The 12,148-nt window shown below is 67.2% G+C and carries 14 protein-coding genes; 9 read left to right on the top strand and 5 right to left on the bottom strand.

Annotated features, from left to right (window positions below; translation table 11 throughout):
* Nucleotides 1-17: 17 nt before the first annotated feature.
* Nucleotides 18-755, top strand: coding sequence for an SAM-dependent methyltransferase (locus HPY32_RS00835; protein WP_067582065.1), 738 nt, complete (start codon nucleotides 18-20; stop codon nucleotides 753-755).
* Here the strand turns inward: HPY32_RS00835 and HPY32_RS43710 are convergent.
* Entirely contained in the window at nucleotides 701-1,045 is a 345-nt protein-coding gene (locus HPY32_RS43710; protein WP_197696390.1) for a transposase, read from the bottom strand. The genes HPY32_RS00835 and HPY32_RS43710 overlap by 55 nt on opposite strands.
* 143 nt (nucleotides 1,046-1,188) lie before the next feature.
* Between HPY32_RS43710 and HPY32_RS00825 the strand changes: the two genes are divergently transcribed.
* The 3 genes from HPY32_RS00825 to HPY32_RS00815 are packed head-to-tail and all read left to right on the top strand — an operon-like array spanning nucleotide 1,189 to nucleotide 3,796.
* Nucleotides 1,189-2,085: an NAD-dependent epimerase/dehydratase family protein gene (locus tag HPY32_RS00825; protein WP_067582061.1), complete on the top strand. Its 897-nt coding sequence runs from the start codon at nucleotides 1,189-1,191 to the stop codon at nucleotides 2,083-2,085.
* On the top strand, nucleotides 2,082-2,732 hold the full coding sequence (locus tag HPY32_RS00820) for a CPBP family intramembrane glutamic endopeptidase (RefSeq protein ID WP_231951456.1): 651 nt from the start codon (nucleotides 2,082-2,084) through the stop codon (nucleotides 2,730-2,732). Before HPY32_RS00825 ends, HPY32_RS00820 begins: the two co-directional genes overlap by 4 nt.
* Entirely contained in the window at nucleotides 2,729-3,796 is a 1,068-nt protein-coding gene (locus HPY32_RS00815; RefSeq protein WP_156674141.1) for a hypothetical protein, read from the top strand. Before HPY32_RS00820 ends, HPY32_RS00815 begins: the two co-directional genes overlap by 4 nt.
* A 224-nt stretch (nucleotides 3,797-4,020) precedes the next feature.
* Here the strand turns inward: HPY32_RS00815 and HPY32_RS00810 are convergent, their stop codons facing one another.
* Genes HPY32_RS00810 through HPY32_RS00795 form a run of 4 tightly spaced genes read right to left on the bottom strand, consistent with a single transcriptional unit; the run spans nucleotide 4,021 to nucleotide 7,257 of the window.
* Nucleotides 4,021-4,857, bottom strand: a complete 837-nt coding sequence (locus tag HPY32_RS00810) for a hypothetical protein (RefSeq protein WP_067582057.1) — start codon at nucleotides 4,855-4,857, stop codon at nucleotides 4,021-4,023.
* 26 nt (nucleotides 4,858-4,883) lie between these two features.
* A complete protein-coding gene (locus HPY32_RS00805) occupies nucleotides 4,884-5,105 on the bottom strand; it encodes a ferredoxin (protein ID WP_067582054.1) in 222 nt (73 codons plus the stop codon).
* Nucleotides 5,102-6,535, bottom strand: coding sequence for a cytochrome P450 (locus HPY32_RS00800; RefSeq protein WP_231951455.1), 1,434 nt, complete (start codon nucleotides 6,533-6,535; stop codon nucleotides 5,102-5,104). The genes HPY32_RS00805 and HPY32_RS00800 overlap by 4 nt, the downstream gene beginning before the upstream one ends.
* The gene (locus HPY32_RS00795) at nucleotides 6,532-7,257 is read right to left on the bottom strand and encodes a nuclear transport factor 2 family protein (protein ID WP_067582051.1); all 726 of its coding nucleotides are present in this window, start codon (nucleotides 7,255-7,257) and stop codon (nucleotides 6,532-6,534) included. Before HPY32_RS00795 ends, HPY32_RS00800 begins: the two co-directional genes overlap by 4 nt.
* Before the next feature lie 235 nt (nucleotides 7,258-7,492).
* Between HPY32_RS00795 and HPY32_RS00790 the strand changes: the two genes are divergently transcribed.
* From HPY32_RS00790 to HPY32_RS00770, 5 genes are read left to right on the top strand one after another with little or no spacing between them, the layout of a single operon-like run.
* Nucleotides 7,493-8,332, top strand: a complete 840-nt coding sequence (locus HPY32_RS00790; protein WP_067582049.1) for an MlaE family ABC transporter permease — start codon at nucleotides 7,493-7,495, stop codon at nucleotides 8,330-8,332.
* Entirely contained in the window at nucleotides 8,329-9,183 is an 855-nt protein-coding gene (locus HPY32_RS00785; RefSeq protein ID WP_067582046.1) for an ABC transporter permease, read from the top strand. Before HPY32_RS00790 ends, HPY32_RS00785 begins: the two co-directional genes overlap by 4 nt.
* A gap of 2 nt (nucleotides 9,184-9,185) precedes the next feature.
* The gene (locus HPY32_RS00780) at nucleotides 9,186-10,214 is read left to right on the top strand and encodes an MlaD family protein (RefSeq protein WP_067582043.1); all 1,029 of its coding nucleotides are present in this window, start codon (nucleotides 9,186-9,188) and stop codon (nucleotides 10,212-10,214) included.
* Nucleotides 10,211-11,218, top strand: coding sequence for an MlaD family protein (locus HPY32_RS00775; RefSeq protein WP_067582042.1), 1,008 nt, complete (start codon nucleotides 10,211-10,213; stop codon nucleotides 11,216-11,218). The genes HPY32_RS00780 and HPY32_RS00775 overlap by 4 nt, the downstream gene beginning before the upstream one ends.
* Nucleotides 11,212-12,147, top strand: coding sequence for an MlaD family protein (locus HPY32_RS00770; RefSeq protein WP_067582041.1), 936 nt, complete (start codon nucleotides 11,212-11,214; stop codon nucleotides 12,145-12,147). The genes HPY32_RS00775 and HPY32_RS00770 overlap by 7 nt, the downstream gene beginning before the upstream one ends.
* Nucleotide 12,148 lies beyond the last annotated feature (1 nt).

The following is a 12,148-nucleotide window of genomic DNA, read 5'->3' as shown; positions in this document are numbered from 1 at the left end:
GTGTCAGGCTCGGCCCGGTGAACCGTGATCAAATTTCCAGGTTGGCCCATGCGGATCATCCGATTGCCGCCCCGCTCGACGACGACTCGGTGAGCCGACTGCTGCAACGCGGCATTCCGCGCGGGGATGAACGCGTACTGGACCTCGGCTGCGGCGGCGGCGAATGGCTATTACGAGCCTTGACAATGTTTCCGCGGCTGCGGGCAGAAGGAGTCGATGTCTCCGAAGACGCACTGGCACACGCCCATCACCGCGCGAGCAGCCTCGGCGTCGAAGCCCGTCTGATCCTCCACCGCGCAGACGCCGCGAATCTCGCTGCTTCGCACGGATTCGACCTGGTGCTCAGCGTCGGGGCCGCACACGCCTTCGGCGGCCTGTCGGCCACACTCGCGGCGGCACGCAAGCACCTGGCTCCCGGAGGACGGGTACTGATCGGTGACGGGTTCTGGGCGAGCGAGCCGTCCACCAGGGCAGTGCAGATGCTCGGGGATCGCGCGGACCTGCCGACCACCGTAGAGCGCGTCGTCGCCGACGGCTGGACCCCCGTATACGGGCACATCAGCACACGCCGAGAACTCGACGACTACGAATGGGCCTGGACGGGATCGCTGGCCTCATGGGCCCTGGACCACCCTGCCGATCCGGGCAGCTCCCAAGCCCTCACCACCGCCACCCGCCACCGCCACGAATGGCTCCGAACCTACCGAGACGCGCTCGGCTTCCTCTGCCTCATCCTGCGCCGGACTCCCGACTGAACAGCGCCCGACACCATCCCCACATGCCGCATACCGAGCGGATCGTCCATCTGGACCCCGGCACATACCACTGGGTGAGCTTGAAGACATTCCAGATCTGCTCGGAGCTGGACCACGGCCATGATGTGCAGGACAGGGTTGATCTTGCGGTTGCCCGAGCGAGACAGCCGATGGCGTCGGCGGTCTCCAGAGGAGGCGTCGACCGGCGCGGTGCCGTTCCAGGAGGCGAACCGGTCTCGATTGCTCTTGCGGTAGATGATTTCGAGGTCCTCGACCAGATCGTTGATCACCTCGCAGCGCACGATGGTGGCTCAGGCAAGGCCACCCGCTCTGATGCGCATTGGCGGATGGTCCGGTCAGGCAGGCAGGCGCTGACGTAAGCTACCCTGCAGCAATAACACTGTTCGATCCGCCGGGTGGGAAGGGATCGCAGATGAAGGTCCTGGTCGCGGGGGGATCGGGTTTCGTGGGCCGACGATTGTGTCCCGAACTGGAAAACGCCGGGCATACCGTGTTGGCGTTGACGCGACGGCCGCAGGACTATCTGGGCGCGGGCACCGCGGTCCGCGGTGATGTCCGGGACCGCATCTCGGTCCGGCGAGTACTGACCGAGTGCGACGCCGCCTACTACCTCGTTCACTCGCTCGATCACCCCCGGTTCGCACAGCGTGACGCCGAGGCGGCACGTCGCTTCGGTGAGGCCGCCGCCGACGCGGCAGTGTCGCGAATCGTGTACCTGGGTGGGCTGGGCGACGACGGCGACCATCTGTCGGCGCATCTGCGCAGCCGCCGCGAAGTCGAGCGGCTGCTGGGCGTGGGTGGGGTGCCGGTGACAACCTTGCGCGCCGGAATCATCGTCGGGCACGGCGGCATTTCCTGGGAGATGACCCGGCAACTGGTCGAGTACCTGCCCGCCATGGTGACACCGAAATGGGTACGTACCCGCACGCAGCCGATCGCGCTCGACGATGCGGTGCGCTACCTCACCGGTGTGCTGGACCATCCGGAAACGATCGGGCGCACTTTCGACATCGGCGGCTCGGAAATACTGACCTACGGTGACATGCTGCATCGGCTGGCCGCCATCGAGGGCAGACCCCTGGCGCTGGTACCGGTTCCGCTGCTCTCGCTGCGAATGTCGTCACTGTGGCTGTCGCTGGTGACCACTGTCGATGCGCAGACCAGCCGATCGCTGGTCGAGTCGATGGTCAACGAAACAGTGGTGCGCGACCACAGTATTCGCCAGATCCTGCCCTTCGAACCGATGGATTACGACGACGCGGTCCTGCGCGCGCTCGGCCAACGCGCCAAGGCCCGACGCGCCGCATGACCGCGTCGATGCCGCGCCGACGCGCGACCGTCACCGGTGCGACTCTGCTGGGAGCCGGCCTGCTGGGCAAGGCGCTGCGCGCACAACCGGGTACCACCGAGTTCTACACACTGACCTCGGCCACCGCCGCCACCTGGACCATCGGCGCCATCCTCACCAACCCCTCGCCATGGACGCCCCCGCGGGCAAGCCAGGCGGTCCGCGCGACAGCGACCGGAGCCGCCGCCTTCGCCGTATTCTACGGCGCCGCGCGAATAGCCCGCCGAATCCCGGTGCTGGAACACGCGATACACGACGTGCTCCGCTACGCCCGACACTCCCCGTCGCGGCGCACGCTGCTCGTCGCCCTGCTCAGCGGTGCGGCCGAAGAAGTCTTCTTCCGCGGACCGGTATACGACATGTCCAGCCACCACCCCGTCGCCACCTCCACCACCGTCTACTGCCTGGCCACCACCCCGACCCGTAACCCCGCCCTGCTCCTGGCCGCCGCGGTGATGGGCACCGTCTTCGCCCTGCAACGCCGCGCCACCGACACCGTGTGGGCACCGCTGCTGACCCATCTCACCTGGTCGACCCTGATGGTCCGCTACCTACCCGACCTGTTCGCCACCGACCACCACAAACCACCCCAACCGACTTCGCTGTGACCGATTCGGCCAGCGCGCGCCGTCGGAAGGTCAATGGGCGCAAGTCGTTTTCCGTCACCCAGCTCGGTCGGTCCCCGGGTTGTCCGAGCCGGTCGGGCGCTCTCCGGGAACATCCGCTCCTGCCGCACGGCGCGCGGGCCGGAGATCTACGCGCCGAGCCGATCTCGGTGAACCCAACGCAGATCCGGAACCGTAACTTCGACCCATCCGTATCCCGTACCGCAACGAATGCGGTTTCGGAATCGGTTGGCTACCGGACGGAACAGTCCGCCCGAGTCCGGCGCAACCCCGTCGATCCGGCACGCGGAGGCGAGGTCCGGCTGGTGATCGGTTCTACCCGACCTCAGCCCGGGGTCGTGGCGAGGCCGTGCCGAAATGTCCTGGCGGCCCGGCATTGTCGTACCGACGCGCCACACGAACGACGAAAGGTTTGCATGGAAATCCAACGATCGAAAACACAGGCACCGGCGAATTCGCCGCATTCCCCTCACACCGGACCCGGCCGGTTCGCCCCGGCCGCCGCAGTGCTGCTGAGCGTCTGTGCACTCGGCTACAGCGCGGTCGCCGCCCCGGCCGCGATGGCGGAGAAACCGGACGCGAAGAAGACTACCTGCACGATCGCCGAGAACACCCCGATCTCGGTGACACGGAAAAAAGGCGACGAGGAATTCACTGTCAAGTCCGACATCAAATACACCTCCGACAGCGATTCCAGCTGCATCGAGGTGCCCATCGATGATCCTGTGAACAAAGACGCCCTAAAGTTCCATTCCAACGGTAACGATTGTGAAATCTCGCTTTCCAAAGTGGGGGCCGACGACAAGGACGCCAACGGCGATGAAGAAATATTCAAGATGACGAAAGGTTCGATAGTCGTTCCTTCGAAGGGCGGTGACGCAAAAGTTGACGTCGAGGGCACTCTGTCGATCGGAAAGAAAAGCACGATAGCGTTCGACGGTCAGATCACGAGCCTGAAGCTGGAATCGTGCAGCCCGGACGGTTTCCAGGGCACGAGCAAAGACAGCAAGATCTCAGGCACGATCACCAACACCCCGAAGTCGTAGCGGCCCGCTTCCGCGTGCTCGTCCGAGCAGCCGCGGCCAGGCGTGGCGTTCTTCATCGCCTGGCCGCAGGTGCAACCGCGCCTCGATTCACGCTGGCCTCACATGACACCCCGGAAATGAGACAGGACACCCTGGTCCTCCTGGTGCTGCGGCTGGCGTCGGCCGCGTATCTGGGGTGATGCTGCGCTAATAATGGAGTTCCGCGAGCCTCGCCATACGGCACCTCATTCGATCTCTGCGGGTTTGCTTACGGCCGGGCCGAGTGCTTCGGCGGGGGACGGCACGGTTGTGGAGCGGAATCGTTGTAGGGGTGGCGAGTACACGCATGCGGTGACGATGGTGGCGTTCAGGATGGTGGAAAAGAGCCCGGCTGCCCATCCGAGTGCGGGTCCGGCGTGGGTGGCGATTGCGATGTAGGCGGGGAAGGTGCCCGCCAGGGCTAGGGCGGGCAGGGTGGCCGCCACCGCGAAAGGCACGAGGAGCCAGCGCCATCCGTGGGTGCGCGGCAGCAACCAGGCGAGCACCCAGGCGACGACGGCGAACATGCCGGCATTCTGGACCAGGCAGTAGATCGGGACGTCGACAATCGTGGCGTGATTGCCGTAGTAGCGCATCCAGCCGAGGCGATTGGCGATCATCTCGATCGGGATCTCGAGGATCGTCACCGCGATCAGCAGTCCGATCAGGACGCGGGCGGGCAGTCCGCGCCTGACGATCTCCCACGCCGCCACGGACACCAACGGGATTCCGGCAAGATAGAACAGGACTACGAACCACGGCATCGGGCGATCGAAAACCGTTGCGGCAATGTAGTGATTGGACGGATACCAGACGGCGATGAGGTGATCGCCGAGCGGTTCGACGAGGAACGGATAGAGCGTGGCTCCCGCCACCGCCGTCCAGAAGTACAGCGGACTTCTCGTCAGCAGGGTGTAGCCGATACCGACGACTGCGGAGACCACCACGAAGACCAGGGCGCAGATCAGCGTGACTAGCGGATAGTGGGCGACGGTGTCGACGGGTGGATCGAGAAGCGCACCGGCCGAAGCGATCTGGGACATGCGAACCTCATCGTATTGTGGGTGATTCAGCGGACGGTGATCGCCGCGGACGGGCAATCCCAGGACGCCCGCCGTACGGCCGCGGCCTGGTCCCCGGGCACCGCGACCGGGCCGGTGGTCAGTCGCTCGCCATCGCGGACCGCCACGATCGCGTCGTCGCCGAGCGCGAAGACCGCCGGTGCGGTGCGCACGCAGTATCCGGCCGATTGACACACCTCGCGATCGACCTCGACGTGGACCTCGCTCATCGTCTGCTCACCGTCACCGGCAGTCCGCCGTCGAGGGTGATGGAGAACGTGGACGCGTGGCGCGGCCGCCAGCCCGGCGGGGTCTCCAGTCGATAGCGCTGGAAGATCAGGGTGAGCAGGAATTGCGCGTTCATGTAGGCCAACCCGGAGCCGATACAGTGATGCGGCCCGGCGCCGAAGGGGATGAATGCGTTGTTCGGGCGGGCCCGATGGGCAGGATCGGTGAACCGCGTGGGGTCGTAGCGGTCGGGCTCGGCCCACCAGCGTTCGTCGCGGTGCAGGGTGTAGACCGGGGTGCCCACCAGCGTGCCGCGGGGAATGTGAAAGCCGCCGAGTTCGCTGTCGCGCAGGGCGATTCGCGGATTCATCGGATGCCCCTGCAAGCGCTGGCCCTCGTCGAAACAGGCCTTGGTCCAGACCAGACGCGGTAGGTCGGCCAAAGTCGGTGTGGCACCGCCGAGTTCATCGATCTCGCCGTAGAGCCGTTGCGCCGGTTCCGGATTCACGCACAGATGCCCGAGCGTATGCGACAGCGAGGCGACCACGGTTTCGTAGCCGCCGCCCATCAGGATGATCAACTCGGCCCGCAGGTCCCGGCGGCCGAGCCCGGTGCCGTCCTCGTAGCGGCTGTCCAGCAGCAGGCCCATGAGGTCGGTCCCCTCGATCGGATGGGCCAACCGCTGCTCGATCAACCCGTCGACCATGCGGTACAGGCGCAGAACTGTCAGCGGCAGACTGCTCGAGCCGATCGGGAACGGATTCGGGGGACCGGACAGATACACACCGAAGGCCATCGTCCGCATCATCCGCCGGATGTCCTCGTCGACCTGCCGGATGCGGCGGTCGTCCAGCCGGGTGGTGTACATCGCGCGCAGAAATGCGGGCAGCGTCACCTGCGCGATTTCGTGTTGCAGGTCAACGGTTTCGCCGGTGTCGGCGAAGCGGTCCCAGCGCTCGATCCGCCGGGTGAACTCGTCGACGATCGTGTCGGCGATGCGTGCCAGATGTTTGCGCCCGAACATCGGGGTGAGCATGCGGCGGCGCTTGCGGAACCGGTCCCCCTCCATCATCGGCAGCCCCGCGCCGATGGTCATCGCGGTCGGCTTCTCCAGCGGCCCGATCATGCTGTAGCGGCCCTCGCGATTGTTCATCACCTCGGTGACCAGATCCGGATGATTGATCATCACCAGGTTCCACAGCGGCAGCGGCACATGGAACACATCGCCGTGCTCGCGCGCCCAGACGCGCACGGATTCGAAAGGGTCCCTGCGAAATTCGGGAAGCAGACCGATCAGTGGGCGCCCCGTCGGGCCCGGCATCGACGGGTCCAGCGCACGCCCGAACGTGCTGAGCCGACGGATGCGCCGGGGCGCCGCGGTGGGCCGGACCTCGATTCCGGGGATCGGCGTGAGATCGTGCTGGGCGGTCATGCCGACACCGTGATCGCGGGCAGCGGTAGGTCGAGGCGCCGGTGGGCGTCCATTCCGCCGCGCCCTAGACCACGCAACAGCGGTACGAGCACGCGCCCGGCATACGAGGCGGTCCGCAGCCAGCCGAGGCGAGGTTCCCGCACACCCAGCGGTGCGAGCTGATAGACGATGTAGAGCAGGTCCCAGTCGGTGTCGATGTGGCTGATCTTCAGATCGTCGGTCAGCAGATAGCGATCGACGCCGATGAAGTTCAGGCAGCGGCCCGTCGGAGGTATCACGATATCGGTGCCGGGCAGCCGCAGCGGACCGGTCCAGCGGGCGATACCCCGCCACGGAATCAGCATCCGCAGCTGTTCGTGCGTGTAGTCGGCGAACGGCAGGGCCCGCAGGCTGTCGTCCTGCGGATAGAACGCCATATCCGGGAATGCCTCGAAGCAGGCCGCGCAGTTGGCCAGCGTCTCCTCGCGCCCGCGCCGGAGGTTCTGGAAGGTCGAGCTGTCGATGAAATCGCAGTCGGGCGACAGGCAAGCGCGGAGCCCGTCCAGGCTCTGCGTCGCCCAGGCGGTCAGCCATGCCTTCCCGAAGTCGGTGAGGCCCCGGACCGGCAGCCCGCGCTCGACCGCATCTCGTTCCTGCTGTTCGACTTTCGCCCAGAACTCCGGAAGTAGCGCCTGATACCGCGCATGTTCGGGAGACGGACCGAGATGATGCAGCGTCTTCATCGATCGCCTTTCCTCGAGAATCCGGGGAAACGCGCGGGCCGTAGGCAGCGGGCGCATCCACCGGATGTGACTGTGAGACAAATTTAGATCTCTGTAACGAGACGAGTCAAGAGCACAACCGGATCGGCGTAACCCGGTACACGTAACTTGGCCTTTTCGCCCACCGGTTTTCAAGACAGCTCGGACACTTTTCCTATACAGTCTCACTGTCCGAGCATCGAGAAGAGACAGCTCCATGACAAGCACCGCACCGCCGCGCCCATCCGCGGCCCGCATCGTCCGAAACAACCTCTCCGCCACCGGGATTGCCGCCTTGCGCACCTACGGGCGCACCGTGCGGCTGGCCGTGGTCTCGGTGCGCGGAATCGGTAGCGACCTGTCCCGCGGCCGATTCCGGTGGGCGGAGATGTGGCAGCAGAGCTGGTACCTCGTCACCGTCACCGCGGTGCCCGCGATCCTGATGGCCGTCCCGTTCGGGGTGATCGTGTCGGTGCAGGTCGGCAACCTCATCCATCAGCTCGGCGCGGATTCGCTGATCGGCGCGGCGGGCGGGCTCGGAGTGATAAAGCAGGGCGCGCCGATGACGACCGGACTGCTGCTGGGCGGGGCCGGCGCCTCGGCGATCGCCGCCGATCTCGGCGCGCGCACGATCCGCGACGAGATCGATGCGCTGCGGGTGATGGCGCTCGATCCCGTTCGGCGCCTGGTGGTTCCGCGCGTTGTCGCCATGCTGGTCGTGGCGCCGCTGGTCAATGTGCTGATCATCTTCGTCGGCATCGCCGCCGGCTACGTGGTGGCGGTCCTCGCCCAGGACGTCACGCCGGGCAGCTACTGGCTGGCCTTCGGCTCGTTCGCCGTGGTCGCCGATGTGTGGGTGTCGCTGGGCAAATCGGTACTGTTCGGCTTCCTGGTCGTGATCGTCGCCTGTCAGCGCGGGCTCGAGGCACGCGGTGGCCCGCGCGGCGTGGCCGACGGCGTCAATGCCGCGGTCGTGCTGTCGGTGGTGTCGATCGCGGTGGTCGATGTGGCGATCACTCAGCTGACGGCGATGTTCCTCCCGGTGCGGCTGGCATGACCGCGACCCGATACCGTCCGGCGCCGCTGCGGTGGCTACGCATCGCCCGCGCCCTCCCGGCGGCCGTCGAGAACGTCGGCTTCGCTGCGGATTTCGGCTGGCAGGTGCTCCGGTCGGTGCCGCTGACGCTACGGCGCTACCACGCGGAGTGCATCCGGCTGATCACCGACATGACCTGGGGCAGGGGCTCGATCATCGTCGGCGGCGGCACGGTGCCGATGCTGATGGTGCTCGGCGGCGTGATGGGCGCGGGCACCGGGATCGAAGCGTTCTCGATGCTCGATCTGCTGGGGATGGGCCCGCTGACCGGAATCATCTCCTCGTTCGCCAACACTCGCGAACTCGCGCCCATCGCGGCCGGAATCGGTTTCGCCGCGCAGGCGGGCTGCCGGATGACCGCGGAGATCGGGGCGATGCGGATCTCCGAGGAGATCGATGCGCTGGAATCGCTGGGGCTGCAGTCGATTCCGTTCGTCGTCACCACACGGGTCATCGCCGGAGCGGTCGCGATCGTGCCGACATTCCTGGTGGCTCTCATCCTGGCCTACCTCAGCTGCGCGGCCGTGGTGATCGCCGTGCACGGCCAATCCAGCGGCGTCTACTACCACTACTTCTTCCAGTTCGTCTCCGGCCGGGACATCATCGCGGCGGTGCTCAAGGTGCTGGTGTTCACCACCGCGGTCATCCTGATCCATTGCTACCAAGGGTTTTACGCCGCGGGCGGGCCCGAGGGCGTCGGCATCGCCTCCGGTCGGGCGGTGCGGGCCAGCTTCGTCACCATCATCGCCCTCGATATGGCGCTCACTCTGGCGCTGTGGGGCGTGCATTCGTCGATCCGGTTCACGGGGTGACCATGCCGAGATACGGAATGCCCGGCGCCACAACGGATCGGCGCACCGCCCTCCGGCGCGGCACGGCCGTGGTGATCGCCACCACCGTCCTGTGCGCCGCGGCCATCGGATATCAGCACACCCGTTCCGGCGACGGGTTCCGCGTTCACCTGGTCACCACACGGGTCGGCGCGGGTGTCGTCACCGGCTCACCGGTCGAGCTGCACGGTGTGACCGTCGGCAGCGTCGAGCGCATCGAGGCCACCGCCCCCGGGCGCCAGCGCATCACCGTGGTGCTACGGCCCACGGCCGCAACGGATCTCACCGATACCCTGGCGATCGATTACGCACCGGCGAACCTGTTCGGCATCAGCGAGATCGCCCTGCACCCCGGCACCGGCGGCACCGCGTTGCGAAACGGGGGCACCGTGGAGCTGACCGGGCCCGGGCGGGCAGCCGACGCGACCATGGGGCGGTTGCTCGAACGGCTGGCGCTCACGGCCGGGCAGACCCTCACTCCGGAGCTGACCGACACCCTGCGGCGCGTCGCGGCCGAAATCGGTGCGCTGGCACCGATACTGCAGGCGATCGTCCAGGTGACCCGGATCGTGGCCGACACCCAGCGGTATCCGTCGTCGTATCTGCTCGAACAGTACGCCTCGGCGCTGCCCGGCCTCGGATCGCTGCTCGGCGGCAGCGTCACGCTGCTCGACGACCTGGCTCGAATTCCGGTGCTGCGCAACGATCGAGCCCTGTTCGACCACGCGGTCGACGTCATCACCGACGATATCCTCCCGGCCGCCTCCCGGACCGGCCGCACCGCACAGCACCAGTTCGGCGGCTACGCCGATCTGCTGGCGCCGCTGCTCCAGGCCGTCGCGGCCACCGTGCCCGACCCGCGGCGCTCCGGCGGCGAGCTACGCCGACTGCTCGACAACGCCGACTCCGCGTTCACCGACAGCGCGAACGGGCCCGTACTGAATCTCGAGGTGGTGCTGCGCGGCGTCCCGGCCGTCGCGGTACCGCTGCTGGGCGGGGGTGGCGGCCGATGAGCTCTTCGATCCGATTCGCCTGGCGGGTAGCGCTTTTCGGCGCGGTGATGGCGGTGCTTCTGGTGTTGATCGTGCAGGCGATCCGGCGGCCGGTGACCGGTCCGGTCGATGCCTACACGGCCGTGTTCACCGACGCCGATGGCCTGCGCGCCGGTGACGATGTGCGAATGGTCGGGATGCAGGTCGGCAAGGTCGTCTCGCTGCGGCTCGACGACGGCGCGGCGCGAGTCCGGTTCACGGTGCGGCGGGACCATCCCATCCGCCAGGGCGCCACGCTGGCCATCCGCTACCAGAGCCTGGCCGGGCAGCGATATGTCGATATCCGCCAGCCCGAACGAGCCACCGCCACGCTCGCCCCCGGCGCGACCATCGGCCCCGATCACACCGTGCCGTCCTTCGATATCACCGCGCTGTTCAACGGATTACAGCCCGTGCTGGCCCAGGCGTCTCCCGACGCGGTGAACCGCCTGGCTCAGAGCCTGCTGGCCGTGCTCGACGGTGACGGCTCCGGACTGGGCCGCGCCCTGGACGCGGTCGACCAACTCGGCGGCTACGTCAGCGACCGGCAGGCCGTGATCGCCACCCTCATCCACAACCTACGGCAGATATCGGATGTGCTGGCCGGACGGTCCCCGCATCTGGTCGCGCTCATCGGCGGATTGGCCGACGTCTTCGAGGCGCTGGAGCAGAAGCTGCAGGGCGTGGTGGATTTCGCCGAAACCGTTCCGCCGGTGCTGCAACCCCTGGACGAGCTCGCGGCCCGGCTCGGACTCACACCCGACACCAATCGGGACATCGACACGGCCCTGCGCGCGGCACTGCCCGATCCCGCGGCCGCCCGCGACGTCCTGTCCCGGCTCCCCGGGCTGCTGCAGACGCTGGACGCGCTCGCCTCCGGCCCGGCGGATGCGGTGACGGTCGCGTGCAGCAAGGGATCCGCGCCCGCACCGGCGCCGCTGGCCGTGTTGATCGCCGGGCAAAGGATCACGATATGCAAATGCTGACACCATCTTTCGAGTACACCGGCGAGGAGCGAGGCGAGCTGCGCTGGGGCGTGGCGGGTGTCGCGTTCGTGGTGGTGGTGCTCGCGATCTGCGCCGCGATCTACCTGATCCCGCTGGGCAAGACGACCTATACCGCCTTATTGGCCGAGGCGGAATCGGTGCAGACCGGCGACGACGTGCGCGTGGCCGGAATCTCGGTCGGTTCGGTCGAGGGAATCGAATTGCTTCCCGATGGGGTGCGGATGCGGTTCACCGTCGATCGCGACGTCTTCGTCGGCGACGCCTCCCGCCTCGAGGTTCGCATGCTCACCGCCGTCGGCGGCCACTACATCGCGCTACTACCCGGCGGTTCGAAACCCTTGGGCGCACGGCCTATTCCCGCCGAGCGCGTCACACTGCCCTACAGCCTCATGCGGGTCTTCGACGACGCGGCCACCCCCCTTGCACAGATCGACGGGGACACCCTGCGCCGCACGGTCACCGCACTGCGGCAATCGCTGTCGGACCACCCCGATTCCGTCCGGCAGCTGGGTGACGCACTGAACACGCTGGTCGGCCTGCTCGACCGACAACGCGCCGACGTCGCCACGGCCCTCGCCACCGCCGACGAGTACCTGCGCACCATCGATTCCGCGAAATCCACTCTGGGACGGTTGATCCGGCACATCGACGGGGTGGAGAACATCTTGATCGGCAAACGTGACGAGATCAATGCCGCTCTCCCGCTGACGATTCGGTTGCTCTCCCGGATCGCCGCGCTGGAACCCGCCTACCGCACGACCCTGCAACCACTGGCCGACGAACTCGCCCGAGCGATGCCGGACCTGCAGCGGCTGGGTGAGCACCTCAATCAGGTCATCACCACCCTGGGCGATCTCACCGGCCGGTCGGCGGGCCTCTGCGTGCCGCTGCCCGGGAAGGGGTGCTGAC

This window comes from Nocardia terpenica (assembly GCF_013186535.1).
GTDB lineage: Bacteria > Actinomycetota > Actinomycetes > Mycobacteriales > Mycobacteriaceae > Nocardia > Nocardia terpenica.
This window is presented reverse-complemented; position numbering and strand designations above follow the sequence as displayed.

Excerpts from the sequence above, each read along its gene's own strand:
- HPY32_RS00795 (WP_067582051.1), bottom strand. The coding sequence starts at position 7,257 with ATGAAGACGCTGCATCATCTCGGTCCGTCTCCCGAACATGCGCGGTAT.
- HPY32_RS00820 (WP_231951456.1), top strand. The coding sequence starts at position 2,082 with ATGACCGCGTCGATGCCGCGCCGACGCGCGACCGTCACCGGTGCGACT.
- HPY32_RS00825 (WP_067582061.1), top strand. The coding sequence starts at position 1,189 with ATGAAGGTCCTGGTCGCGGGGGGATCGGGTTTCGTGGGCCGACGATTG.
- HPY32_RS00780 (WP_067582043.1), top strand. The coding sequence starts at position 9,186 with ATGCCGAGATACGGAATGCCCGGCGCCACAACGGATCGGCGCACCGCC.
- HPY32_RS00770 (WP_067582041.1), top strand. The coding sequence starts at position 11,212 with ATGCTGACACCATCTTTCGAGTACACCGGCGAGGAGCGAGGCGAGCTG.
- HPY32_RS00785 (WP_067582046.1), top strand. The coding sequence starts at position 8,329 with ATGACCGCGACCCGATACCGTCCGGCGCCGCTGCGGTGGCTACGCATC.
- HPY32_RS00790 (WP_067582049.1), top strand. The coding sequence starts at position 7,493 with ATGACAAGCACCGCACCGCCGCGCCCATCCGCGGCCCGCATCGTCCGA.
- HPY32_RS00800 (WP_231951455.1), bottom strand. The coding sequence starts at position 6,535 with ATGACCGCCCAGCACGATCTCACGCCGATCCCCGGAATCGAGGTCCGG.
- HPY32_RS00810 (WP_067582057.1), bottom strand. The coding sequence starts at position 4,857 with ATGTCCCAGATCGCTTCGGCCGGTGCGCTTCTCGATCCACCCGTCGAC.
- HPY32_RS00775 (WP_067582042.1), top strand. The coding sequence starts at position 10,211 with ATGAGCTCTTCGATCCGATTCGCCTGGCGGGTAGCGCTTTTCGGCGCG.
- HPY32_RS00805 (WP_067582054.1), bottom strand. The coding sequence starts at position 5,105 with ATGAGCGAGGTCCACGTCGAGGTCGATCGCGAGGTGTGTCAATCGGCC.